24 protein-coding genes and 1 pseudogene are annotated in these 21,822 nt (G+C 66.2%); 17 read left to right on the top strand and 8 right to left on the bottom strand.

Annotation, left to right across the window (positions count from 1 at the left end; genetic code table 11):
- Positions 1-69 precede the first annotated feature (69 nt).
- Positions 70-1,008: a dihydrodipicolinate synthase family protein gene (locus tag UNPF46_RS09560; protein WP_142249840.1), complete on the top strand. Its 939-nt coding sequence runs from the start codon at positions 70-72 to the stop codon at positions 1,006-1,008.
- Between the two features lie 135 nt (positions 1,009-1,143).
- Here the strand turns inward: UNPF46_RS09560 and UNPF46_RS09555 are convergent, their stop codons facing one another.
- From UNPF46_RS09555 to UNPF46_RS09545, 3 genes are read right to left on the bottom strand one after another with little or no spacing between them, the layout of a single operon-like run.
- Complete coding sequence (locus tag UNPF46_RS09555; protein WP_142249839.1) at positions 1,144-1,842, bottom strand: DUF1045 domain-containing protein; 699 nt, start codon at positions 1,840-1,842, stop codon at positions 1,144-1,146.
- Positions 1,843-1,860: 18 nt separating this feature from the next.
- Entirely contained in the window at positions 1,861-3,054 is a 1,194-nt protein-coding gene (locus tag UNPF46_RS09550) for an alpha-D-ribose 1-methylphosphonate 5-triphosphate diphosphatase (RefSeq protein WP_142249838.1), read from the bottom strand.
- Entirely contained in the window at positions 3,051-3,722 is a 672-nt protein-coding gene (locus tag UNPF46_RS09545) for a transferase hexapeptide repeat family protein (protein WP_181769867.1), read from the bottom strand. Before UNPF46_RS09545 ends, UNPF46_RS09550 begins: the two co-directional genes overlap by 4 nt.
- A gap of 173 nt (positions 3,723-3,895) precedes the next feature.
- Between UNPF46_RS09545 and phnC the strand changes: the two genes are divergently transcribed.
- The 4 genes from phnC to phnE (UNPF46_RS09525) all read left to right on the top strand — a co-directional run bounded on the left by phnC (position 3,896) and on the right by phnE (UNPF46_RS09525) (position 7,507).
- Positions 3,896-4,705 (top strand): phosphonate ABC transporter ATP-binding protein, encoded by an 810-nt coding sequence (gene phnC / locus UNPF46_RS09540; RefSeq protein WP_142249836.1) that lies wholly within the window; start codon positions 3,896-3,898, stop codon positions 4,703-4,705.
- 67 nt (positions 4,706-4,772) lie between these two features.
- The gene (phnD, locus tag UNPF46_RS09535) at positions 4,773-5,708 is read left to right on the top strand and encodes a phosphonate ABC transporter substrate-binding protein (RefSeq protein WP_100175002.1); all 936 of its coding nucleotides are present in this window, start codon (positions 4,773-4,775) and stop codon (positions 5,706-5,708) included.
- Positions 5,709-5,780: 72 nt separating this feature from the next.
- On the top strand, positions 5,781-6,665 hold the full coding sequence (phnE, locus tag UNPF46_RS09530; protein ID WP_100175003.1) for a phosphonate ABC transporter, permease protein PhnE: 885 nt from the start codon (positions 5,781-5,783) through the stop codon (positions 6,663-6,665).
- The gene (gene phnE, locus UNPF46_RS09525; protein ID WP_100175004.1) at positions 6,662-7,507 is read left to right on the top strand and encodes a phosphonate ABC transporter, permease protein PhnE; all 846 of its coding nucleotides are present in this window, start codon (positions 6,662-6,664) and stop codon (positions 7,505-7,507) included. The genes phnE (UNPF46_RS09530) and phnE (UNPF46_RS09525) overlap by 4 nt, the downstream gene beginning before the upstream one ends.
- 156 nt (positions 7,508-7,663) lie before the next feature.
- Here phnE (UNPF46_RS09525) and phnF read toward each other — a convergent pair whose 3' ends face one another.
- Positions 7,664-8,395: a phosphonate metabolism transcriptional regulator PhnF gene (gene phnF / locus UNPF46_RS09520; RefSeq protein WP_142249835.1), complete on the bottom strand. Its 732-nt coding sequence runs from the start codon at positions 8,393-8,395 to the stop codon at positions 7,664-7,666.
- Between the two features lie 119 nt (positions 8,396-8,514).
- On the opposite strand from phnF, the gene phnG reads away from it, so the two are divergent.
- Genes phnG through UNPF46_RS09475 form a run of 9 tightly spaced genes read left to right on the top strand, consistent with a single transcriptional unit; the run spans position 8,515 to position 15,497 of the window.
- A complete protein-coding gene (gene phnG / locus UNPF46_RS09515) occupies positions 8,515-8,979 on the top strand; it encodes a phosphonate C-P lyase system protein PhnG (protein WP_174718718.1) in 465 nt (154 codons plus the stop codon).
- A 4-nt stretch (positions 8,980-8,983) separates the two neighbouring features.
- Positions 8,984-9,592, top strand: coding sequence for a phosphonate C-P lyase system protein PhnH (gene phnH / locus UNPF46_RS09510; protein WP_181769866.1), 609 nt, complete (start codon positions 8,984-8,986; stop codon positions 9,590-9,592).
- 3 nt (positions 9,593-9,595) lie between these two features.
- Positions 9,596-10,699: a carbon-phosphorus lyase complex subunit gene (locus UNPF46_RS09505; RefSeq protein ID WP_142249833.1), complete on the top strand. Its 1,104-nt coding sequence runs from the start codon at positions 9,596-9,598 to the stop codon at positions 10,697-10,699.
- Positions 10,696-11,592, top strand: a complete 897-nt coding sequence (locus UNPF46_RS09500) for an alpha-D-ribose 1-methylphosphonate 5-phosphate C-P-lyase PhnJ (RefSeq protein ID WP_100175008.1) — start codon at positions 10,696-10,698, stop codon at positions 11,590-11,592. The genes UNPF46_RS09505 and UNPF46_RS09500 overlap by 4 nt, the downstream gene beginning before the upstream one ends.
- Complete coding sequence (gene phnK / locus UNPF46_RS09495; RefSeq protein ID WP_142249832.1) at positions 11,585-12,382, top strand: phosphonate C-P lyase system protein PhnK; 798 nt, start codon at positions 11,585-11,587, stop codon at positions 12,380-12,382. Before UNPF46_RS09500 ends, phnK begins: the two co-directional genes overlap by 8 nt.
- Positions 12,383-12,404: 22 nt before the next feature.
- The gene (gene phnL, locus UNPF46_RS09490; RefSeq protein ID WP_181769865.1) at positions 12,405-13,103 is read left to right on the top strand and encodes a phosphonate C-P lyase system protein PhnL; all 699 of its coding nucleotides are present in this window, start codon (positions 12,405-12,407) and stop codon (positions 13,101-13,103) included.
- 12 nt (positions 13,104-13,115) lie between these two features.
- The gene (locus UNPF46_RS09485; RefSeq protein WP_142249830.1) at positions 13,116-14,264 is read left to right on the top strand and encodes an alpha-D-ribose 1-methylphosphonate 5-triphosphate diphosphatase; all 1,149 of its coding nucleotides are present in this window, start codon (positions 13,116-13,118) and stop codon (positions 14,262-14,264) included.
- Positions 14,261-14,857 carry a phosphonate metabolism protein/1,5-bisphosphokinase (PRPP-forming) PhnN gene (gene phnN / locus UNPF46_RS09480; protein WP_142249829.1) on the top strand — a complete coding sequence of 199 codons (597 nt, stop codon included), beginning with the start codon at positions 14,261-14,263 and terminating at the stop codon, positions 14,855-14,857. The genes UNPF46_RS09485 and phnN overlap by 4 nt, the downstream gene beginning before the upstream one ends.
- Before the next feature lie 28 nt (positions 14,858-14,885).
- Entirely contained in the window at positions 14,886-15,497 is a 612-nt protein-coding gene (locus tag UNPF46_RS09475; RefSeq protein WP_100175013.1) for a pyridoxamine 5'-phosphate oxidase family protein, read from the top strand.
- Positions 15,498-15,694: 197 nt separating this feature from the next.
- On the opposite strand, the gene UNPF46_RS09470 is transcribed toward UNPF46_RS09475, so the two are convergent.
- Positions 15,695-16,426 carry an SDR family NAD(P)-dependent oxidoreductase gene (locus tag UNPF46_RS09470; protein WP_142249828.1) on the bottom strand — a complete coding sequence of 244 codons (732 nt, stop codon included), beginning with the start codon at positions 16,424-16,426 and terminating at the stop codon, positions 15,695-15,697.
- A 387-nt stretch (positions 16,427-16,813) separates the two neighbouring features.
- Here UNPF46_RS09470 and UNPF46_RS09465 point away from each other — a divergent pair, with 387 nt between their 5' ends.
- From UNPF46_RS09465 to UNPF46_RS09455, 3 genes are read left to right on the top strand one after another with little or no spacing between them, the layout of a single operon-like run.
- Complete coding sequence (locus UNPF46_RS09465) at positions 16,814-17,008, top strand: hypothetical protein (protein WP_142249827.1); 195 nt, start codon at positions 16,814-16,816, stop codon at positions 17,006-17,008.
- Between the two features lie 28 nt (positions 17,009-17,036).
- Complete coding sequence (locus UNPF46_RS09460) at positions 17,037-17,990, top strand: aliphatic sulfonate ABC transporter substrate-binding protein (protein ID WP_100175016.1); 954 nt, start codon at positions 17,037-17,039, stop codon at positions 17,988-17,990.
- A gap of 28 nt (positions 17,991-18,018) precedes the next feature.
- Positions 18,019-18,957, top strand: coding sequence for a TauD/TfdA dioxygenase family protein (locus UNPF46_RS09455; RefSeq protein ID WP_100175017.1), 939 nt, complete (start codon positions 18,019-18,021; stop codon positions 18,955-18,957).
- Positions 18,958-19,357: 400 nt separating this feature from the next.
- Here the strand turns inward: UNPF46_RS09455 and UNPF46_RS38210 are convergent.
- The 3 genes and pseudogenes from UNPF46_RS38210 to UNPF46_RS09440 all read right to left on the bottom strand — a co-directional run.
- Positions 19,358-19,492 (bottom strand): annotated as a pseudogene (locus tag UNPF46_RS38210) (DNA-binding protein); the annotation flags it as partial.
- Between the two features lie 68 nt (positions 19,493-19,560).
- A complete protein-coding gene (locus UNPF46_RS09445; protein ID WP_142249826.1) occupies positions 19,561-20,343 on the bottom strand; it encodes an alpha/beta fold hydrolase in 783 nt (260 codons plus the stop codon).
- A 4-nt stretch (positions 20,344-20,347) separates the two neighbouring features.
- The gene (locus UNPF46_RS09440; RefSeq protein WP_142249825.1) at positions 20,348-21,643 is read right to left on the bottom strand and encodes an O-acetylhomoserine aminocarboxypropyltransferase; all 1,296 of its coding nucleotides are present in this window, start codon (positions 21,641-21,643) and stop codon (positions 20,348-20,350) included.
- Between the last annotated feature and the right edge of the window lie 179 nt (positions 21,644-21,822).

Below are 21,822 nucleotides of genomic sequence, written 5' to 3'. Positions count from 1 at the left end.
CTACATCTGTGCCGCCGCGCTCCGCGGGCGATGCGACAGACGTAAGACCTATCAGGGATGGAGAGTTCGATGCCGGTCACCCCACACAAGGCCCAGCGCCCCTATCGCGGCGTGTTCCCGGTCGCGCCCACCATCTTCGATGAGCGCGGCGAGCTCGATCTCGAAGGCCAGCGCCGCTGCATCGATTTCATGATCGACGCCGGCTCGCACGGCATCTGCATCCTCGCCAATTTCTCCGAGCAGTTCGTGCTCACCGATGCCGAGCGCGAGACCGTGATGCACGCGGTGCTGGAGCATGTCGCGGGCCGGGTTCCCGTGATCGTCACCACCACCCATTTCAGCTCGGCGGTTTGCGCCGCGCGCAGCAAGCAGGCCGAAGCTGCCGGCGCCGCCATGGTGATGGTGATGCCGCCCTATCACGGTGCGACCTTCCGGGTTCCGGAGAAGGGCATCGTCGAATTCTTCAAGGTGCTCTCGGGCGCGATCGACATCCCCGTCATGATCCAGGATGCGCCGGTGGCGGGGACTCCGCTGTCGGTCGAGCTGCTGGCGCGGCTGGCGCGCGAGTTTTCCAACATCCGCTATTTCAAGATCGAGGTGCCGGGCGCGGCTTCGAAGCTGCGCAGCCTGATCGAGGCGGGCGGCAAGGACATCGAGGGTCCCTGGGACGGCGAAGAAGCCATCACGCTGCTCGCCGATCTCGACGCCGGCGCCACCGGCGCCATGACCGGCGGCGGCTATCCCGACGGCATCCGCCAGATCATCGATCCCTATTTCGCGGGCGATCGCGAAAAGGCCAAGGCCGCCTATGAACGCTGGCTGCCGCTGATCAACTACGAGAACCGCCAGTGCGGCCTGATCGCCTGCAAGGTGATGATGCAGGCGGGCGGCGTGATCAAGTCGGACGCCGTGCGCCACCCGCTGCAGCCGCTGCATCCGGCGACAAGGGCAGGATTGCTGGAGTTGGCCAAGGAGCGCGATGCGCTGGCGCTGCGGTGGGGGAAGTAGGAGACAAGCACACCGCCGCAGTAGGGTCGGCAAAGCGAAGCGTGCCCACGACCTGTTGCGGTCGGGAAAAGTCGTGGGCACGGCGCTGTGCGCCTTTGCCCACCTCACGACACAGAATGTGTCGCGCGATCCCGCCTAACGCGTCAACGCCCACTCGCCGATGACGCGAAACCGCGCCCTGGCATCATCCTGCCTGAATAGCGCGATGCGATCGATCGCGAGCGTCCCGATCCGCAGCGCCGCAAACCGCGCCCGCAGCATCTCCACAATCGGCCCACGCCGCTCCGCATCCAGCCGTCCCGTCAGCGTCATGTGGAAGCGGAATTCGTCCATGACGTAAGGATAGCCCCAGCGGTCGAGATAGTCGCGCTGCCGCTCGCTCAGCTTCTCGGGCTTGCGCCGCGTACGATCTTCGGCCGTCAGGGGAGGGCGAAAGGAATCAAACTCGCGGACGCAATCGGCGGCAAGCTCGCGAAGCGCATCGACCGGCTCAGCCGGGATGACAGCGATGAAGCCGCTGATGGCATCGACGACCGGACGGATTGCCGGGATCGGTCGCGCCTTGCCGGCGAATGCCGAGCAGGCGGCCGCGAGCTCCGCCTCGGTCTTGCCCGATACGAGCGCCATCGGCGCCTTCAGCGTGGCGTGAAAGCCGTATTTGCGGGGATCGGCCGTGATGTCGCGCCAGTCGGGCGCGACCTGCAGTGCTGCTTGCGGAAACGAAACCTCGTCACCCGAATAGGCATCATAGCCCAGCAGTTCGGCGCCGAAGCGGGAGAGGGGGCTGTTGGGCCCGGCGGCAAAATAGATCGCGAAGCGTGGAAAACCTGTCATTGCCTCAGCATAACCAATTCAGGCCGCAACGATAGCCTCGCGCGGCGCCGCCGCCGCTGCGAGCAGCCGTGTCGCATCGGTGAGATGCACGAGCTTGCCGTTTGAGATCACCGCGATCAGCCGCGGCCGCAATGGCACGCTGTCGTCGACCAGCAGGATGTCGGCGCGGCGGCCTTGCGCCAGCACGCCGCGATCGGTGAGGCCGGTCGCGCGCGCCGGCCCGGCCGAGACCAGATCCCAGGCCTTCGGCAGCGGCAGCACGCCATCGGCGGCGAGGCGGAACGCGGCAAGGAGCTGCGCGGGATAATAGTAATCCGACGCCAGTACCGAGCAGAGCCCCTTGGCAATCATGTCGGAGGCCCTGGTCCAGCCGGTGTGGCTGCCGCCGCGCACGACGTTCGGCGCGCCGTAGACGATCGCATCGCCATGGCTTGCCGCCGCCTGCGCCGTCGCCTCGTTGATCGGAAACTCCGCGATCAAGGCGCCGAGCTCGCGAAACTCCCGGCGCATTGCCGGCGTCGCGTCATCATGCGAGAGCATCCGCACCTCGGCCGCACGGGCCGCGGCGGCCAGCCGCGACACCGAAGCCGGCACCTCGTCGGCGCGCGAGGTCACGCGTTCGACCAGCCGGTCGAATTCCTCAGGCGAGAGCCCGGTGCGCTCCACCATGCGGTTGCGCTTGCGCGGCTTGGCCATGTCGGCGACGGTGCCGTCCATATGGTCGTTGAAGGCAAGCAGGTCGACGCGGCCCTCGGCGAGCCACTGGCTGATCTCGGTCTCGGCGTCGAGATTGTAGGTCTCGTGCCGCAGATGGAAGCGGGTGTCGGCGGCGAATTGCGGACGCTGCCGCTCGATCGCCTCCATCAGCCCGCGCGCATTGTCGGCGCTGCGCAGGCCAGGCTCCCACGAGCAGGTCGTGGCATGAAACACCGTGGTGATGCCGTTGCTGATGGCCTGGCGATCGCTGTCGGCGAGCGCGACGTCGATGGGGAAGTCGACGCCGGCGCGCGGCATCATCTGCCGCTCGAAGGCATCGCCATGCAGATCGACGATGCCCGGCAGCACCAGCAGGTTGCGGGCGTCGATCGCCAGCCGCGCCCGGCCGCGAGAGGTGTCCGTCGCGGCGATGTCCTGGCCGGACACCGCCAACGACGTTTCGACGAGTTCGGCGCCGATCAGGGCCCGGCCGCCTTCGAGGAAAATGTCTGTCACGCGACCGCGCTTCGTTTGCTGGCAGGAGAACTGGCAAGCAGAGTTGCTCGTGCTTCGTATGTCGCAAGAAAATCTTCAATCCCGAGCGCGCGAAAATCCGGCAGGGCTTCACGCAATTTGTCGTGATCCCAGTCCCACCAGGCAAGCTTGGCGAGCCGTCCGGCGATCTCCTCCGAGAACCGCCGCCGTACGATCCGTGCCGGATTGCCGGCGACGATGGTGTAGGCGGGGACGTCCTTGGTGACGATGGCGCCGGCCGCGATCACCGCGCCGGTGCCGATGTTGCGTCCCGGCAGCACGACCGCGCCGTGGCCGATCCAGACGTCGTGGCCGATATGGACGTGATGCTGACGCCGCCAGTCGAAGAACTCGGCATCGTCGCTCTCGCCTTCGAAATAGGCGCTGGAGCGATAGGTGAAATGGGCCTGGGTCGCGCGATGCATCGGATGGTTGCCGGGATTGATGCGCGTCATCGCCGCGATCGAGCAGAACTTCCCGATCGTGGTGTAGGTGATCTGCGAATCGTTCACGACGTAGGAGTAATCGCCCATCGCCACGTCATGCAGGATCGTGCGGGCGCCGACCTCGGTGTAGGCGCCGAGCCTGGTCTCATGCAGCTTGGCCGAGGGATCGATGGTCGGTTGAACCGAGAGAGCTTTGGCGGCCATGTTGCGTCCGAAATGCGGGGCGGGCGGTTTTTCTTCGAGCGGCTTGATGACGATGTCATGACATCGCGATGACAGGGGATGAGGTGTGTACGATCGCCGCACCGCAACGTGCCTGTCACACAAGTGTTAACCGCCGGCGTTAGCGGTTGGCTCCAGTTAATCTGGAGCCCTGCATGCTGGTGGTGGAAGGTCTGACGTGTCGCTTCGGCGCGAAAGCCGCTGTGGACGACGCTTCGTTTCAAATCTCCCCCGGCGGCTTCGTCGGCGTAATCGGACGGTCCGGCGCCGGCAAGTCGACGCTGCTGCGGAGCATCAATCGCCTGGTGACGCCGACTGAGGGGCGCATCCTGTTCGACGGCGTCGACGTCACCGGGTTGCGCGGCAGGCAGCTGCGGCAGTGGCGAGCGCGTTCGGCGATGATCTTCCAGCAGTTCAACCTGGTCGGCCGGCTCGATGTCCTCACCAATGTCCTGATGGGACGGCTCGCGACCATGCCGGCCTGGCGTTCGCTGTCGCAAGTGTGGCCGGAGCAGGACAAGGCGCTGGCGATGTCGGCGCTCGAACAGTTCGACATCGCCGCGCTCGCGGCCCAGCGCGCCGATCAGCTCTCCGGCGGCCAGCAGCAGCGCGTCGCGATCGCCCGCGCGCTGGTGCAGCAGCCCGACATCATCCTCGCCGACGAGCCGATCGCCTCGCTCGATCCGCGCAACACCAAGATCGTGATGGATGCGCTGCTGCGCATCAACAAGCATTTCGGCATCACCGTGCTCTGCAATCTGCACTCGCTGGATCTCGCCCGCTCCTATTGCGACCGCCTGATCGGCATGGCGCAGGGGCGCGTGGTGTTCGACGGCGCGCCGGCCGCGCTGACCGACCACGTCGCGCGCGAGCTCTACGATCTCGAAGCCGCCGACGTCATGGGTGGCGCGCCCGTGCCGGCGCCCGAGGGCGTGCCGGCGCTCGGAACGGCCGCGGCCGCCTGACCTCGCCACACCTGTTTTCGTTGCCAGTTCTTTGCGTCAACCGACCCCAACCGATGAAGAGGGTATCATGATCACTCGCAGACTCATTCTCGCCGGCGCTGCCGCGCTCGCGTTCACGGCCTCCGCCTCCGCCGAGGACTGGAAGGCCAAATATCCCGAGCTGACCTTTGCGGTCGTTCCGGCCGAGAACGCCTCCGGCGTCACCGAGCGCTGGGCGCCGTTCATGAACTATCTCTCCAAGGAATTGGGCGTGAAGGTCACGCTGCGTATCGCCAACGACTACGCCGCCGTGATCGAAGGTCAGCGTGCCGGCAACATCCATATCGCCAGCTACGGCTCGGCTTCGTTCGCCCGTGCCCGCCTGACCGGCGTCAAGACCGACGCCTTCGCCAACGACATCAACGCCGACGGTTCCACCGGCTATTACTCGGTGTTTTTCGTCAAGGCCGGCAGCGCCTATAAGAAGATCGACGATCTCAAGGGCAAGAACCTCGGCCTGGTTGATCCGAACTCCACCTCCGGCAACAACGTGCCGCGCTTCGAGCTCGACAAGATGGGCATCCACGATGCCGAGGGCTATTTCAGCAAGGTCGTCTTCACCGGCAGCCACGAGAACGCGATGCTGGCCTTGTCGCAAGGAACGGTCGACGTCGCCGCCAACCAGTGGACCACCGACGACGATTCGACGCTGGCGCAGATGCTGACCAAGGGCATGCTGAAGAATGCCGACGGCTCGGCGATGAAGAAGGACGACTTCCGCATCATCCACAAGTCGGCACCGATCATCAACGGTCCCTACGCCTACAATTCCGACCTGCCGGATGACGCCAAGGCGGCCATCGCCAAGGCCTTCTTCGACGCGCCGGTCAAGGACAAGGCCGCGTTCGACCGCCTCCAGGACGGCCAGAAGAAGGGCTTTAATCATGCCACCACCAAGGATTGGGATGGCACGATCGAGCTGATCAAGTTCGTCGACGCGCTACGTAAAAAGAAGGCGTCCTGAGTATCGGGACGATGGCACTGGAGCCGGGTCGATCGACCCGGCTCTTTCTTTGACGGGGCTCATCTTACGCCGATGACGACAGCGGTTTCGATCCTTCCCGAGCAGCAGCTCGCCGTGCTCAACGCCGCCTATCGCCAGGCGGTCGCACGCCGGCGATGGCGCCTGCTGTTGGGCATCGGGACCTTCGCCGCGGCGCTGTTGCTCGCCGCGATCGGCGCCGAAGTGAATCTACGCACGCTGTTCACCTATTTCGGCAACTTCCTGAGCTATTTCGACCGTATCTTCACGCTGGACAGCGGCCAGCGCGTCTGGACCGATGTCGGCGAGTGGCTATGGGGCTGGCGCAAATGGCTGAAGATGCTGGGCGAGACCCTGCTCATCAGCTATGTCGGTACGCTGATCGGCGCGACCCTCGCATTCTGCCTGAATTTCTTCGCCGCCGAGAACACCTCGCCCGCGCCCTGGCTGCGTTTCGTCGTCCGGCGCCTGCTCGAATTCGCCCGTACCGTTCCCGGCATCGTCTTCGCGCTGATCTTCGTCATCGCCTTCGGGCTCGGGCCGATGGCCGGCGTGCTCGCCATCGCGATCCACTCCACCGGCGCGCTCGGCAAGCTGTTCTCGGAGATCGTCGAGAATGCCGACATGAAGCCTGTCGAGGGCATCCGCTCGACCGGCGCAAGCTGGCTGTCCTGCATGCGCTTTGCGGTGGTGCCGCAGGTGACCGCGGGCTATGCCAGCTACGCGCTGCTGCGCTTCGAGATCAATGTCCGCGAAGCCTCCGTGATGGGCTTCGTCGGTGCCGGCGGTATCGGCCAGGAGCTCGTCGTCGCCATCCGCAAATTCTACTATTCGGACGTCAGCGCCATCCTGCTCACCATCATCGTCACCGTCTTCATCATCGACATCACCACCGGCTGGCTGCGCGGCCGCCTGTTCGGCAAGGAGGCGCGGACGTGACGCCGCAGGAGGTCGATACGCGAGCGCTTCGCGCACGCTACCCCGATGTGTTCGACCGGCCGGCCTCGGCGCGGCTCGCCATGCCCGCGATGATCGTCGCGGCATTCGCGGTCCTCGTTTACGGCCTCGTCGATCTCGACTTCTCGCCGTCGCGCTTCCTCGCAGGCCTCAGCCAGCTCGGCTGGATCTCGTTGATGATGATCCCGCCTGATCCCGGCTCCTCGCTGCCGGTCTATCTGAAGGCGCTGGGCGAGACGCTCTCGATCGCGCTGCTCGGGACGACGCTCGCCGCATTCTTCGCGCTGCCGGTCAGTCTGCTGGCGGCGCGCAACATCGTGCCGTCGAACATCCTGCGCTTCCCGGTGCGCCGCTTCCTCGATTCGATCCGCGGCGTCGACACGCTGATCTGGGCGCTGGTGTGGATCAACGTCGTCGGGCTCGGCCCGTTCGCCGGCGTCCTCGCCATCGCGGTGTCGGATTTCGGCGCCTTCGGAAAACTGTTCTCGGAGGCGATCGAGGGCGCCGACCAGAAGCAGGTCGAAGGCATCCGCGCCTCCGGCGGCAGCAAGCTGCACGAAATCCGTTTTGGTCTCCTGCCGCAGGTGCTGCCCGTGATCGCCGGCCAGGTGCTCTACTTCATCGAGTCCAACACCCGTTCCGCCACCATCATCGGAATCGTCGGCGCCGGCGGCATCGGCCTTCAGCTCGCCGAGCAGATCCGCGTGCTGGAATGGCAGAAGGTGTCGTTCCTGATCCTGATGATCCTGGTTGCGGTCGCCGCGATCGATTTCATCTCGGGCAAGCTGCGCTTTGCGATCATCGGGCGCAGGGCAGTCGCGTAGGTTCTTCGCCTCGCCCCGCTTGCGGGGAGAGGCCGACGCGCGCAGCGCGGCGGGTGAGGGGGACTCTCCGCGAGTCCATCTCTCACCGTGATTGCGGATGCAGCCCCTCACCCCAACCCTCTCCCCGTAAGAACGGGGAGAGGGAGAACAGGGACCTCACCCGTTCTCCACCAGAAACTCCACCCGCTCCGCGGCAAACCGCGAGTGCTTGGTCATCAGCGGCTTGCCCTCGAGATCGTGGTCGGTGGCATCGACCACCAGGATCGGCCGGCCCAGCGCCAGATCGAGCCGGGCCGCGTCGGTGGCGTCGACGATCCCGGCGGTGATCCGGGTCGCGCCCCGGCGATAGTCGCGCACGCCATAATGTGCCAGCAGTTTCGTCATCGAGCGCGTCGCTGCGAACACTGCGCCCGCATTCGGAAACAGCTCGGCCGACAGCCAGGTGGTCGAGACGCAGATCGGCGTGCGGTCGGCGAGGCGGATCGCCTCGATCCGCACCAGGGGCGCACCGGCCTTCAATCCCAGCTCCCGCGCCAGCTCACGCGTGGCGACGTCCTCGGAGGCCTCGATCAGCTGGCCGCGCGGCTCGCGCCCGCCGGCGCCGACGATCTCGGAGAAACGCGTGCGCGAGCGCAGGGGATAGGCGAGCTTCTGCGCCTCGACATAGGTGCCGCTGCCGCGCTCGGCCCGCACCAGGCCGCGTTCGGCAAGCGCCGCCAGCGCGCGCCGCACGGTGTGGCGGTTGACGCGATAGGTTTCGGCGATCTCCATCTCGCCCGGCAATTTGTCGCCGGCCGCAAAGCGCCCGTCGGCGATGCCGCGCTCGATGCCGTCGGCAACGAGGCGCCATAGCGCGACGCCCGACGAGGCAGTGTCTTGCATGCTCATATCGCCGGTCAGCCTAGCCCAGAAATCACGCCTTTGTCACGAAACAGTCATGGCGCTTCCGTATGAAGTTGTCTATTATCATAGACAACTTCGATGCGGCAAGTTCTGTCAGAGGTTCGGTGGATCGGGTGACCCAGCACAACAACCAGCAAGCCCAGCGCAAGGCCGCGATGGCCGTGCTGGCGCACGCGGAGGCGGGCGAGATCGCCGCCCGCCTCCGCGACTTCTCTCTTCCGGCCCATCAGGATCTGCGCGCGCCGGAAAACGGCCTCGTCATGCTGCGCGGCCGGGTCGGCGGCGACGGCGCGCCGTTCAACCTCGGCGAAGCCACGGTGTCGCGCGCGGCGGTGCGGCTGGCCAGCGGCGAGGTCGGCTTCGGCTACACGCTCGGGCGCGACGGCGAGAAGGCGCGGCTGATCGCGCTGTGCGATGCGCTGGTGCAGTCCCGGGATTTCGGTGGAGCGGTGGAGCGGGACGTAATCGCGCCGTTGCGCGAGCAGCTTATGATTCGCCGCGAGCAGGCGGCGGCCGAGACCGCTGCCACGAAGGTTGATTTCTACACCATGGTGCGTGGTGAGGGGTGAGGTCATGACCACGATTGCGGAACTGCCGCCGGGTTTCGCCGACAAGGTGCTGTCGGCGCAGTCGACCTTTCGCTCGGTGATGGACGCGATGGCGCGGCCCGGCTCGGTCCAGCGCATCGTGCCGGGAGCGGGGGCACCCGGGGCGATGATGCGCGGTACCGCCGCGATCGCGCTGACGCTGTTCGACCACGACACGCCGCTCTGGCTCGATGCGCGGATGGCGGAAGGGCCGGACGTGTTGAAATGGCTCAAGTTCCACACCGGCGCGCCGGTGGTGCAGGATTCGTCCATCGCGAGCTTTGCGCTGATCGGTGACGGCGTCGCGCTGCCGGCGCTGGAGCGCTTCGCGCTCGGCACCAGCGAATATCCGGACCGTTCGACCACGTTGATCCTCCAGGTCGAGAGTCTCGAATCGGGCCGCCCCTTCGAGCTGCGCGGCCCGGGCATCGACGGCTCCGCGATGCTCCAGGCGTCGATCAAGCCGTTCGATCTGTTCGAGCGCCTGCATCTCAACGAGGCGCTGTTTCCGCGCGGCATCGACGTGGTGCTGGTCGCCGATGACGCCGTGGTCGCGATCCCCCGCACCACGCGCGTCGTGAGCAAGGGAAGCTGAAGCATGTATGTCGCAGTCAAGGGCGGCGAACGCGCCATCGAGAACGCCCATCGCCTGCTCGCCCACAAGCGGCGCGGCGACCAGAACGTTCCGGAAGTCACGCTCGACCAGATCTCGGAGCAGCTCGGTCTTGCCGTCGATCGCGTCATGAGTGAGGGATCGCTCTATGATCGAGAGCTCGCGGCGCTCGCGATCAAGCAGGCGCGCGGCGACCTGATCGAGGCGATCTTCCTGGTGCGAGCCTTCCGCGCCACGCTGCCGCGCTTCGGCGCCAGCGAGCCGGTCGACACTGGCGCGATGCGGGTGCGGCGGCGGGTGTCCTCGACCTTCAAGGACATTCCGGGCGGCCAGATCCTCGGCCCCACCTTCGACTATACCCATCGCCTGCTCGATCCCGCGCTGGCGCAAGGTTTTGTGCCGGAGATGCCGGCAACGGCTGATTCATCCACCGCACCGACACCGCGCGTGACGGACATTCTCGGCCGCGACGGATTGATCGAATCCTCGCCACAGGCCGAGGACGGCGCCAGCGTCGGCGACCTCACCCGCGAGCCGCTGAATTTCCCCGCCGACCGCGATCTGCGCCTGCAAAACCTTGCGCGCGGCGACGAAGGTTTTCTGCTGGCGATGGGCTATTCCACCCAGCGCGGCTATGGCCGCAATCATCCCTTCGCCGGCGAGATCCGCTTTGGTGAGGTCGAGGTGGAGTTTTTCGCCGAGGACGTCGGCTTCGCGGTGCCGCTCGGCGCCATCGAGCTGACCGAGTGCCAGATGGTCAACCAGTTCAAGGGCTCGGCGACCGAAGCGCCGTGCTTCACCCGCGGCTATGGCCTCGCCTTCGGCCAGAGCGAGCGCAAGACCATGTCGATGGCGCTGGTCGACCGCGCGCTCCGCGCCCGCGAGCTCGGCGAAGAGGCACTCGCCCCCGCGCAAGATGAAGAATTCGTGATGTCGCATTCGGACAACGTCCAGGCGACCGGCTTCGTCGAGCATCTCAAGCTGCCGCACTATGTCGACTTCCAGTCCGAGCTCGGCCTGCTGCGCAAGCTGCGCAAGGAATTTGCCGAGGCCAATGCGCCTGACGCCATGAAGGAAGCCGCGGAATGAACGCGCCCGCCTACAACTTTGCCTATCTCGACGAGCAGACCAAGCGGATGATCCGCCGCGCGATCCTGAAGGCGATCGCGATCCCCGGCTATCAGGTGCCGTTCGCCAGCCGCGAAATGCCGATGCCCTATGGCTGGGGCACCGGCGGCGTGCAGGTGACCGCGGCGATCCTTGGGCCGCAGGACGTGCTGAAGGTGATCGACCAGGGCTCCGACGACACCACCAACGCGATCTCGATCCGAAAGTTCTTCGCCAAGACCGCGGGCGTTGCCACCACGACCGCGACGGAGGAAGCGACGGTGATCCAGACCCGCCATCGCATCCCTGAGGCGGCGCTCAACGAAAGCCAGGTGCTGGTCTATCAGGTGCCGATCCCGGAGCCGCTGCGCTTTCTCGAGCCGCGGGAGACCGAGACGCGGCGCATGCATGCGCTCGCCGAATACGGCCTGATGCACGTCAAGCTCTACGAGGACATCGCCCGCTTCGGTCACATCGCGACCGCCTACGCCTATCCGGTGAAGGTGAACGCACGCTATGTGATGGACCCGTCGCCGACGCCGAAATTCGACAATCCCAAGATGGACAATTGCCCTGCGCTGCAGCTGTTCGGCGCCGGGCGCGAGAAGCGCATCTACGCGATCCCGCCCTACACGCAGGTGGTGTCGCTCGATTTCGAGGATCACCCGTTCGAGCCCTATCGCTTCAACGCGCCCTGCGCGCTGTGCGCGGCGGAAAATTCCTATCTCGACGAGATCGTCACCGACGACAAGGGCGGTCGCATGTTCGTCTGTTCCGACACCGACTATTGCGAGGGACGTCAGGCCGCCGGCCACCACGGCAGCCTCAGTGCTGCGCCCTACAAGGAGAAGGCGCAGGAGGCGTCGAATGGCTGACCAAGTCCTGCTCGACAACGACGAACCGCTGCTGGTCGCAAAATCGCTCAGCAAATCCTTCGGCCGCATCGCCGCGTGCCGCGACGTGTCATTCTCGCTCTATCCCGGTGAAGTGCTGGCGATCGTCGGCGAGTCCGGTTCGGGCAAGTCGACGCTGCTCCAGCTGCTGTCGGGTCAGCTCGCCGCCAGTGCGGGCCACGTGTCCTACCGCATGCGTGACGGTGTCGCGCGCGATCTCGCCACCCTGGGCGAGGCCGAGCGGCGTTTCCTGTTCCGCACCGATTGGGGGTTTGTGCATCAGGACCCCGCCCAGGGCCTGCGCATGGCGGTCTCGGCCGGCGCCAATGTCGGCGAGCGCCTGATGGCGGTGGGGTGGAATCACTATGGCCGCATCCGCGACACCGCGTCCGACTGGCTCACCCGCGTCGAGATCGACACCGCGCGCATCGACGATGCGCCACGCACCTATTCCGGCGGCATGCGCCAGCGGCTCCAGATCGCCCGCAACCTCGTCACCGAGCCGCGGCTGGTGTTCATGGACGAGCCGACCGGCGGCCTCGATGTCTCCGTGCAGGCGCGCCTGCTCGATCTGCTGCGCGGCCTCGTCGCCGAGCTGCACCTCGCCGTCATCATCGTCACCCACGACCTCGCGGTGGCGCGCCTGTTGTCGCACCGGGTGATGGTGATGAAAGGCGGCCGCGTCATCGAGACCGGTCTGACCGACCAGGTTCTCGACGATCCGCGCGAGCCCTACACGCAACTCCTCGTCTCCTCGATTCTGCCGCCATGAACTTTACAAGATGAGCTTTCCGATGACCGCCATGATCGATATCGCCGGCGCCAAGAAGACCTTCACGATGCACCTGCAGGGCGGCATCGAACTGCCTGTCGTCAGCGGCGTGACCTTCCACGTCGACCCCGGCGAATGCGTCGTGCTGTCGGGTCCGTCGGGTGCCGGCAAGTCGTCGATCCTGAAGATGATCTTCGGCAATTACCGCTGCGATAGCGGCCGGATCGGCATCCGCCACCGCGGCGCGGTGATCGATCTCGCCACTGCCGAACCGCGCCAGGTCCTCAACGTCCGCCGCTCCACCATCGGCTATGTCAGCCAGTTCCTCCGCGCGGTGCCGCGCGTCGCCACCATCGACGTCGTCGCCGAGCCGCTGATCGTGAACGGCATGAGCCGGGCCGACGCACAGGCCCGCGCCGGCGAGTTGCTGCATCGCCTCAACATCCCCGAGCGGCTCTGGCGGCTGCCGCCCGCGACCTTCTCCGGCGGCGAGCAGCAGCGCGTCAACATCGCGCGCGGCTTCATCTCGGATCTGCCGATCCTGCTCCTGGACGAGCCGACCGCCTCGCTCGATGCCGCCAACCGCAGCGTGGTGGTCGAGCTGGTCGCCGAGAAGAAACGCCAGGGCGTTGCCATGGTCGCCATTGTCCATGACGACGAAATCCGTCATTTGATTGCCGACCGCATCGTCGATGTCACCAGCTTTGCCGCCGCGGCCTGAGGGAATTGGGAAATGAAGAAGGAATCCGTGATCGCCAATGCCAGGATCGTGCTGGCCGACCGGGTGATCGAGCAGGGTTGGCTCGCGCTTGCCGACGGACGCATTGCGGAGATCGGCGAGGGGAGGGCGCCCGCGGGTGCCGAGGATGCCGGCGGCGACCTCATCATGCCCGGCCTGATCGAGCTGCACACCGATCATTTGGAAGCGCACTACGTGCCGCGGCCAAAAGTGTTCTGGAATCCGGTCGCCGCCGTGATCTCCTATGACGGCCAGCTCGCGACCTCAGGCATCACCACCGTGTTCGACTCGCTCCGGGTCTGGCGCGAGGACGGCGCCGAGGAGGTCGACGGCCGCGCCGGCGTGCTCGCTGCCGCCATCACCACCGCGCGCGAGGCCAGCCTGCTGCGCGCCGATCACTTTCTGCACCTGCGCTGCGAGATCCCGATGCCGAGCGTGGTCGAGGAGGCCAGGGAGCTGATCGACCGTCCCGACGTCAAGCTGATGTCGCTGATGGACCACACGCCCGGCCAGCGTCAGTTCCGCGACGAGGTCAAGCTGCGCGACTATTACCGCGGCAAGGGCGGCGGCAAGACCGATGCCGAGCTCGACGAGCTGTTCGCCAAGCGCTTCGAGTATCAGAAGCTCTATGCCGCGACCAACATGCGCGAGATCGTGTCGCTCGCACATCAGTACAAGATCCCGCTGGCGAGCCACGACGACACCACCGAGGAGAATGTCGCGGATGCCGTGCGCGACCGCGTCTCGGTCGCGGAATTCCCGACCACGCTGGAAGCCGCGCGCGGCCTGCACCAGGCCGGCATCGACATCCTGATGGGCGCGCCCAACGTCGTGCGCGGCGGCTCGCACTCCGGCAACATCGCCGCGGTCGATCTCGCCCGCGAAGGCCTGCTCGACATCCTGTCGTCGGACTACATCCCGTCGAGCCTCTTGATGGGCGCGCTGCAATTGCCCGAGCATGTGCCCGCCATCAGCCTTCCGGCGGCGATCCGCACCGTGACCAAGGCGCCCGCCGAGGCGGTCGGCCTCGCCGACCGCGGCGAGGTCGCGACCGGCAAGCGCGCCGATCTGATCCGCGTGCATGTCGCCGGCAGTGTTCCCGTCGTCCGCAGCGTCTGGCGCGAAGGAAGCCGCGTCGCATGAGCGAGATCCCGGCCAGGGCGCAGGACGATGCGGGCGCGATCGGCCCCGGCCGGCTCGTGCTCGTGGTCGGTCCGAGCGGCGCCGGCAAGGACACGCTGCTGCGGCTTGCGCAGGCCGCCTGCGCCGATGATCGCGGCATCGTCTTCCCGCGCCGGGTCGTGACGCGCGAATCTTCCGCCGACGAAGACAATGTCGCGCTCGGTCCCGACGAATTCCGCCGCGCCCGCGAGCACGGCGATTTCGCCGTGCATTGGGAGGCACACGGGCATTCCTATGCGCTGCCGAGCGACATCAATGACGATATTCGGGCGGGCCGCACGGTCGTCGCCAATGTCTCGCGCACGGTGATCGGCGCGCTGCGCCGGGCCTATGCCAACGTCATCGTCGTCGCGGTCACGGCGCCGCCGGACGTACTGGCGGCGCGGCTTGCCGCGCGTGCGCGGCAGAGCGACGGCGACATCGCCGAGCGGCTCACCCGCAGCGTCGACGACAAGTCGGCGCACGCCGACGTCACCATCCTCAATGCGGGCAGCCCGGATTATCACAGCCGCCAGCTCGTGCGCGTGATCAGGAACGAAGGCTGGCACGACTGACGGTCGGTGCAACAAAGGAGAGAGTGGAATGACGGTGATCGAAACGGTCGAGCAGTTGGAGGCCATCTACGGTGCCGTTGGTGATGCCTCGACCGTGAAAGTCGCCGACCACGTCACCCCGCTCTACCGGATCTTCATCGAGAAGGCGCCGTTTGCGGCCCTTGCCACCATCGGGCCCGAAGGCATCGACTGCTCGCCGCGCGGAGACCTCCCCGGTTTCGTCCGCGTCCACGATCCCAGGACGTTGATGCTGCCGGACCGCCGAGGCAACAACCGCGTCGATTCACTTCGCAACATCGTGCGCGATCCCAGGGTGTCGCTGATGTTCCTGATCCCCGGCTCCGGCAACGCGGTCCGTGCCAATGGCCGCGCCCATCTCTCGATCGATTCCGAGCTGCTGGCCTCATTCAAGGTCGAAGGCAAGGCGCCGCGCAGCGTCATGGTGATGAAGGTGGAGGAGATCTACTTCCAGTGCGCCCGCGCCATCGTCCGCTCCGACCTCTGGAATCCCGACAAGCGCATCGACCCGAAGACGCTGCCGACACCCGGCCAGATTCTCGCCGAGATGAGCGACAACAAGGTCGGCGGCGCGGAGTACGACCGCATCTGGCCGGAGCGCGCTGCCGCGACGATGTGGTGAACCTCGTACTCTCCGCGAGCCCGGAATCGTAGGATGGGTAAAGGCGCACTTGCGCCGTGCCCACGAATTCTCTCCAACTACACGCAAATCGTGGGCACGCTTCCGCCTTCGCTCTCCGAGCTACGGCGGACAAGTCGCTTTGCCTACCTACGGCACCTCCCGAGCCTGACGGCGGCGTACGCCTCGCCGCCGTCCCCTCAATTGAACGCCATCCCGCCGCTCAGCGCGATCGTCTGTCCGGTCATATAGGCGTTGTCGACCAGCAGCATCACTGCCTTCGCCACCTCATCCGCAGTGCCGAAGCGGCCGAGTGGGATGCGGCTGACGAGCTGGGGCTGGCCGCTCATCATGTCGGTCTCGATCAGCGACGGCGCCACGGCGTTGACGGTGATGCCTTCCTTGACCAGCCGTGCCGCATAGCCTCGCGTGAGGCCCTCCATGCCGGCCTTGGACGCGTTGTAATGCGGGCCGATCGAACCGGCGCCGCGCGCCGCGCCCGAGGAGATGTTGACGATCCGACCCCATTTTCGCGACCGCATCGACGGCAACACAGCTTGCGTGCAGAGGAAGGCGGATTTCAGATTGACCAGGATGGTGCGGTCGAAATCGTCCTCGGTGAGATCGTCGACGCCGCGCGTGATCGCAATGCCGGCATTGTTGACGAGGATATCGATCGGCCCGAGCCCGGCCGTGACGCGCTCGACCATCGCAGCCACGGCCCCGGCTTGCGAGACGTCGGCAGCTACGACGATGGCGCGTCCGCCCTGCTCGCCGATCTCGCCCGCCAGCTTCTCGGCTTGCCCGATCTGCTCGCGGCAGTTGATCGCCACCGCCGCACCGGCATCAGCGAGCGCACGACAGACGGCAGCGCCAATTCCGCGCGATCCGCCGGTGACGAGCGCGATGCGCCCCTTCATGGTATCCGTCATGTCGTCCTCCCGCACGTCTCTTGCGCCTCTCAAGGCAACGGTACCACGCTATGGACCCTGCGTGTTGACATCATCGCGAGATGATTTCGGCTGCGGCGGCTTGCGCGCAGAGAAGTGCGTGCACGCGACCGCGGCAAATATGGATAGCCATTTCATTGACCGATCGGGTCAATCCCTCGATATTCGAAATATCGAAACTGCATCGTCGAGCCGAAAGCCGCCGCATGAGATCGAATGACCAGCGAGTGAGAAGCGACATGCGCAAGCGCATGATGCGTCGCTGCGTCTCGGCCGCGACCGGCGCCTGTTGTCGCTGCTGATCGCCGAGCCAAATCCCGATCGCAATCTCTTGACAGGAACGCCGACCCGTTCGGCGAACGAGCAGCCATGCCCAAAGCCTATATCATCGAAGTTCACGACCGCATCGCCGGCATCATCGCCAGCGACGAGCGCGGCTTCCGCTTCTTCTCCTCCGAGCGCCTGTTCGACAGCCTCGAAGGTCGCCAGTTCCGCTCGGCCCGGGACGCCGAACGCGCCGCACGCGCCGTGTTCGCGGAGCGCCGGCACCTTGTCTCAATCTGAGCACCAGCAGACCGAAAGGACTTTGCAAATGATCACGCGACGACACATCATCGCCGGCGCTCTATTGCTGGCTAGCGCGGCCGGTTCCCCCGCGCACGCCGAGGACAAGCCGGCCGAGATCCGCATCGGCACGCAGAAAGGCGGCTTCTTCCCCGCCGTGCGCCAGCGCCACACCGTCGAGAATGCCTTTAAGCCGCTCGGCATCGAGATCAAGTGGATCGACTTCCAGTTCGGTCCGCCGCTGCTGGAGGCCATCAATGTCGGCAGCGTCGATTTCGGTTTCGTCGGCGACTCCCCGCCGATCTTCGCGCAGGCCGGCGGCGCTAGGATCCGCTACGTCGCTGCGGTGAAATCCGACGGCAACACCCAGGCGATCGTCGTGCCGAAGGATTCGGCCATCAAGACGCTCGCCGATCTCAAGGGCAAGCGGGTTGCCTTCGGCAAGGGATCGAGCGCGCATAATCTGCTGGTCGCTGCGCTCGAAAAGGCCGGCCTGTCCTGGTCAGATATCACGCCGGCGCCGCTTGCGCCTGCCGATGCGACGGCCGCCTTCATCAAGGGCTCGGTCGACGCCTGGTCGATCTGGGACCCATATCTCGCGCTCGCCGAGCTGAAGGAAAGCGCGCGCGTCATCGCTTTCGACAAGGACGTGCACAAGCCGAATGCCTTCTACATCGCGGGCTCCGACTTCGTGGACAAGTACCCGTCGCTGCTCGCGAAGCTCAATGCCGCCTTCGCCGCCGAAGGCGGTTGGGCCAACGGCCATCACGAGGAAGTCGCCAAGGCGCAGGCCGAGGCCACTGGCGTCGACATCAAGGCTGTCAGGCGCTTCGTCGATCGCTCCAACTTCAGCGTGGTGCCGATCGATGCCGAGGTGATCAGGAGCCAGCAGGCGGTCGCCGATCGCTTTGTGAGGCTCGGCCTGATCCCGAAGCCGGTCAACGTCTCCGACATCGTCTGGAAATGGAATCCGGGCTCCTGAGCGGGGCATCTTTTGAAGGAGTAGCAGTATGAGTTTCTACAGAGACTTCAACGACAAGCTCGCGATCGAACGGTGGAACACGCGCCGGCGCGAACCGTTCGAGACGATCAAGGTCAGGCAGCTCTCGCCGACCGTCGGCGCGGAGATCTCCGGTATCGATCTCTCCAAGGAGGTGAGCGAGACGCAATTCGCCGAAATCAGGCGGGCGATCGACGAGAATCTTGCCGTGATCTTCCGCGACCAGAAACTGTCGCCGGAGGATCATAAGCGCTTCGCGCGCCGCTTCGGCAAGTCGCTGCACCGGCATGAGCTGGCGGCCACGCGTTTCAAGGGCGATGGTCCGTTCGATCCGGAATTCCTGTCATGGAAGACAGGCCGGGACTCGCGCTTCACTGCCGGCGACGGTTGGCATCCCGACGTGTCCTGCGATCCCAGCCCGATCGCCTATTCGCTGCTGCGGGTAACGAAGACCCCACCGCTCGGCGGCGATACCGCCTTCGCCAACATGTATCTCGCCTACGAATTCCTGTCGGATCCGATCAAGCAATTGCTCGACGGCCTGACCGCCATCCACGATGGGTCGCTGGCCTGGACCGCCGGCTATGGTGCGAAGCCTGATCCCGGCAAGACCTATCCGCAGACCGAGCACCCGGTGGTGCCGATCCATCCGCGCACGGGACGAAAGTTCCTCTATGTGAATGCGTCCTTCACCTCGCATATCGTGCAACTGACGCGGCGGGAAAGCGACGCCATTCTGCAGTTCCTGTTCCGGCATGTCGAAAGCCAGCTTGCGTTGCAGACGCGCGTCAACTGGCAGCCGAATTCGCTGCTGGTATGGGACAATTGGGCGAGCCAGCACCACGCGATCTGGGATTACTACCCCGAAGAACGCTGGGGCGAGCGCGTCTCGGTGGTGACCGGAGAGGCACCGCGAGCCCGGGTCGATCTCGGCGAGGCCGCCGAGTAGCTTCGCCCCACGCGGCGCTCCGACCTACCTCCGACGGCGCGCCCTGGTGCGTGCCGCCTTCTTTGCGGCAGTGGAGCGTGGAGCGGGCCTTGGCACCCTTGGTCCGGCTGGCCTTCCGCGCCGCGGCCGAACGGGATGCGGCGGTTCGTCGGCTCGCGGCGCGCTTGCCCTGCTTCGACAGCGCGCGGCGCGAGGCGGTCGAGCGCGACTCCTTCTTCAGCACGTTCGTGGCGGCGCGCGACACTTTGGGCCGGCGCTTCGGCGTGCGTTTACCCTGGCCGACCTCGTACGCGTATTCGGCGCTGCGGCGCGTCGATCTCTTCGTGCGTCCCTTGCGCGGTGGCGGCAGGTCGACGCCGGCGCGGCGTGCCTCCGACAGGCCGATGGCAATGGCCTGCTTCGTCGAGCGCGCGCCGTGCTTGCCTTTCCGGATCCTGTCGATCTCGTCCTTGACGAATTCGCCGGCCTGCGTACTGGCCGATTTGCCCGCGCGCTTGCTTTGTCTCGCTTTGCGAATGACTTCCTGTCTCGGCATGGTCGAGTTCCCCTTCTTGAGCGTGAGGGATGTCTGACCGCAACGCGCGAGGCGGAAGATCGATCCGCTTAGTTCCGCAGCGCCGCCAGCAATTCGTCCGGCCGCTCGGCCATGATCATGTGGCCGGCGCCCGCCACCACGACCGTCTTCGCATGCGGGATCGCGGCGGCAAGCGCCTTGCCCGCCTTCGCCGGGGTCATCATGTCCCGCTCGCCGAGGACGAGCGTCGTCGGCACCTTCACGCTTGCGGCGGCGGCAAGCGCATTGGCGTAGGCGTTGCAGGCCGACAAATCCCTGAACAGCACGCCCGGCTCGCACGCCTTCAGCACGGCTTGCGCGCCGCCATGCATCCAAAGGCCCGGCGCGAGGCTGCCGCCGAGCTCGGCGTTGAAGCCGAGACCCCAGATCGAGACCATGTCGTTGGCATCCTGCGAATTCGCCTCCGCCGCTTTCAAGAGATCCGGGCCGACCGTCATGGTCGCGGCGGTGCCGATCAGGCTCAGCGCGGAGACTTTTTCGGGATGCCGCGCGGCGGTCTCCAGCGAGATCAGCGATCCCATGGAGTGGCCGATCAGATGCGCCTTCGTGGCTCCTGCAGCATCGAGCAGCGCCGCGGTCCAGTCGGCCATCTCGGCGATGCTGCCGAGCGAAGGCCCGGTCGAGCGGCCGTGACCGGGAAGATCTGGCGCCAGCACGCCAAAGCCGTGATGGGCGAACCAGCGGGTGTGCAGCGCCCAGGTCGAGTGGTCGAAGCCGGCGCCGTGGAGGAAGACGACCGTGGGCAGCGACTTGTCGAAGTCGCGGCCGCCGGTTGCGGCGAACACCTCGAGGCCGTTGACGGAAAGCTTCATGGTGTCAGACCTTCTGCGAGATGCGCAGCGCCTGCGCGAGATCGTCGATGATGTCGCTTGCCGTCTCGATGCCGACCGACAGCCGCACCAGCTCTTCGCCGATGCCGGCCGCCTTGAGCTGCCCGGCATCCATCTGCTGATGCGTGGTCGAAGCCGGGTGGATCACCAGCGTCTTGGCATCGCCGACATTGGCGAGATGGCTGATCATGCGCAAGCTCTCGATGAACTTGCGCCCCGCAGGACGGCCGCCCTTGATGCCGAAGGAGATGATCGAGCCGGCGCCGCGCGGCAGCAGCTGCTTGGCCAGCTGATAATCCGTGTGCGTCTCCAGCGAGGGATGCAGCACCCAGTCCACGGCCTTGCTGGATTTCAGTGCCTCGAGCACGAGATGCGTGTTCTGCATGTGCCGGTCCATGCGCACGCCCAGCGTCTCGACGCCCTGCAGCAGCTGGAACGCGTTGGTCGGCGACAGGCAGGCGCCGAAATCGCGCAGGCCTTCGGTCCGCGCGCGCATGATGAAAGCCGCGGTGCCGAACTGCTCGTCGAAGACGATGCCGTGATAGCCGCCATAGGGCTCGGTCAGCACGGCGAATTTGCCGGAGCCGCGCCAGTCGAAGCGGCCGCCGTCAATGATGGCGCCGCCGATCGCGATGCCGTGGCCGCCGATCCATTTGGTCGCCGAATGCATGACGATGTCGGCGCCGAGCTCGATGGGGCGGCTGAGATAGGGCGTGGCAAAAGTGTTGTCGATCAGCAGCGGAATTTTTGCCGCATGCGCGATGGCCGCGACCTCAGGGATGTCGAGCACCTCGAGCCCGGGATTGCCGATGGTCTCGCCGATCACGAGCTTCGTGTTCGGCTTGATCGCTGCGCGGAACGCGTCGAGATCACGCGGCTTGACGAAGCTGGTGGTGATGCCGAAGCGCGGCAGCGTGTGCGCCAGCAGATTGATGGTGCCGCCATAGAGCGAGCTCGACGCCACGATGTGATCGCCGGCATTCAAGAGCGTCGCGATGGCGAGATGCAGCGCCGCCATGCCGCTCGCGGTGCAGATCGCGCCGACGCCGCCTTCGAGTGCGGCGAGCCGCTCCTCCAGCACGCCCGTGGTCGGGTTGGAGATGCGCGTATAGATGTGGCCGGCGCGCTCCAGGTTGAACAGCGCGGCGGCGTGGTCGGAATCCTGGAACACGTAGGACGTGGTCTGGTAGATCGGCACCGCCCGGGCGCCGGACACGGGATCCGGGTGCTGGCCCGCATGCAGGCTCAGGGTCTCGAAGGCAGGCGGCTTTGGCGCGGGCATGCGTGGCCTCGTTTGGTCGGTCGGCGGTGGGGGCGTTGTGCCATAAAACGGAGTGCGACGTCAGCCCATTGACAGCGGCGGTGCGCCCCCTCTCCCCGCTTGCGGGGAGAGGGTTGGGGTGAGGGGGAGTTTCCGCGGGGACGGTGGCAGTAGGACTCGCGGAGAGTCCCCCTCACCCG

The organism is Bradyrhizobium sp. UNPF46, assembly GCF_006658625.1.
GTDB classification, from domain to species: Bacteria; Pseudomonadota; Alphaproteobacteria; order Rhizobiales; family Xanthobacteraceae; genus Bradyrhizobium; species Bradyrhizobium nitroreducens.
This window is presented reverse-complemented; position numbering and strand designations above follow the sequence as displayed.

Bases quoted from the DNA above. Each gene is read 5' to 3' on its own strand.
- phnL (WP_181769865.1), top strand. From the start codon at position 12,405: ATGACCGCCATGATCGATATCGCCGGCGCCAAGAAGACCTTCACGATG.
- phnE (WP_100175003.1), top strand. From the start codon at position 5,781: ATGACGACAGCGGTTTCGATCCTTCCCGAGCAGCAGCTCGCCGTGCTC.
- phnN (WP_142249829.1), top strand. From the start codon at position 14,261: ATGAGCGAGATCCCGGCCAGGGCGCAGGACGATGCGGGCGCGATCGGC.
- UNPF46_RS09445 (WP_142249826.1), bottom strand. From the start codon at position 20,343: ATGAAGCTTTCCGTCAACGGCCTCGAGGTGTTCGCCGCAACCGGCGGC.
- phnH (WP_181769866.1), top strand. From the start codon at position 8,984: ATGACCACGATTGCGGAACTGCCGCCGGGTTTCGCCGACAAGGTGCTG.
- UNPF46_RS09505 (WP_142249833.1), top strand. From the start codon at position 9,596: ATGTATGTCGCAGTCAAGGGCGGCGAACGCGCCATCGAGAACGCCCAT.
- UNPF46_RS09555 (WP_142249839.1), bottom strand. From the start codon at position 1,842: ATGACAGGTTTTCCACGCTTCGCGATCTATTTTGCCGCCGGGCCCAAC.
- UNPF46_RS09485 (WP_142249830.1), top strand. From the start codon at position 13,116: ATGAAGAAGGAATCCGTGATCGCCAATGCCAGGATCGTGCTGGCCGAC.
- UNPF46_RS09460 (WP_100175016.1), top strand. From the start codon at position 17,037: ATGATCACGCGACGACACATCATCGCCGGCGCTCTATTGCTGGCTAGC.
- UNPF46_RS09440 (WP_142249825.1), bottom strand. From the start codon at position 21,643: ATGCCCGCGCCAAAGCCGCCTGCCTTCGAGACCCTGAGCCTGCATGCG.
- phnF (WP_142249835.1), bottom strand. From the start codon at position 8,395: ATGAGCATGCAAGACACTGCCTCGTCGGGCGTCGCGCTATGGCGCCTC.
- UNPF46_RS09470 (WP_142249828.1), bottom strand. From the start codon at position 16,426: ATGACGGATACCATGAAGGGGCGCATCGCGCTCGTCACCGGCGGATCG.
- UNPF46_RS09465 (WP_142249827.1), top strand. From the start codon at position 16,814: ATGCCCAAAGCCTATATCATCGAAGTTCACGACCGCATCGCCGGCATC.
- UNPF46_RS09545 (WP_181769867.1), bottom strand. From the start codon at position 3,722: ATGGCCGCCAAAGCTCTCTCGGTTCAACCGACCATCGATCCCTCGGCC.
- UNPF46_RS09475 (WP_100175013.1), top strand. From the start codon at position 14,886: ATGACGGTGATCGAAACGGTCGAGCAGTTGGAGGCCATCTACGGTGCC.
- UNPF46_RS09455 (WP_100175017.1), top strand. From the start codon at position 18,019: ATGAGTTTCTACAGAGACTTCAACGACAAGCTCGCGATCGAACGGTGG.
- UNPF46_RS09560 (WP_142249840.1), top strand. From the start codon at position 70: ATGCCGGTCACCCCACACAAGGCCCAGCGCCCCTATCGCGGCGTGTTC.
- phnC (WP_142249836.1), top strand. From the start codon at position 3,896: ATGCTGGTGGTGGAAGGTCTGACGTGTCGCTTCGGCGCGAAAGCCGCT.
- UNPF46_RS09500 (WP_100175008.1), top strand. From the start codon at position 10,696: ATGAACGCGCCCGCCTACAACTTTGCCTATCTCGACGAGCAGACCAAG.
- phnD (WP_100175002.1), top strand. From the start codon at position 4,773: ATGATCACTCGCAGACTCATTCTCGCCGGCGCTGCCGCGCTCGCGTTC.
- phnK (WP_142249832.1), top strand. From the start codon at position 11,585: ATGGCTGACCAAGTCCTGCTCGACAACGACGAACCGCTGCTGGTCGCA.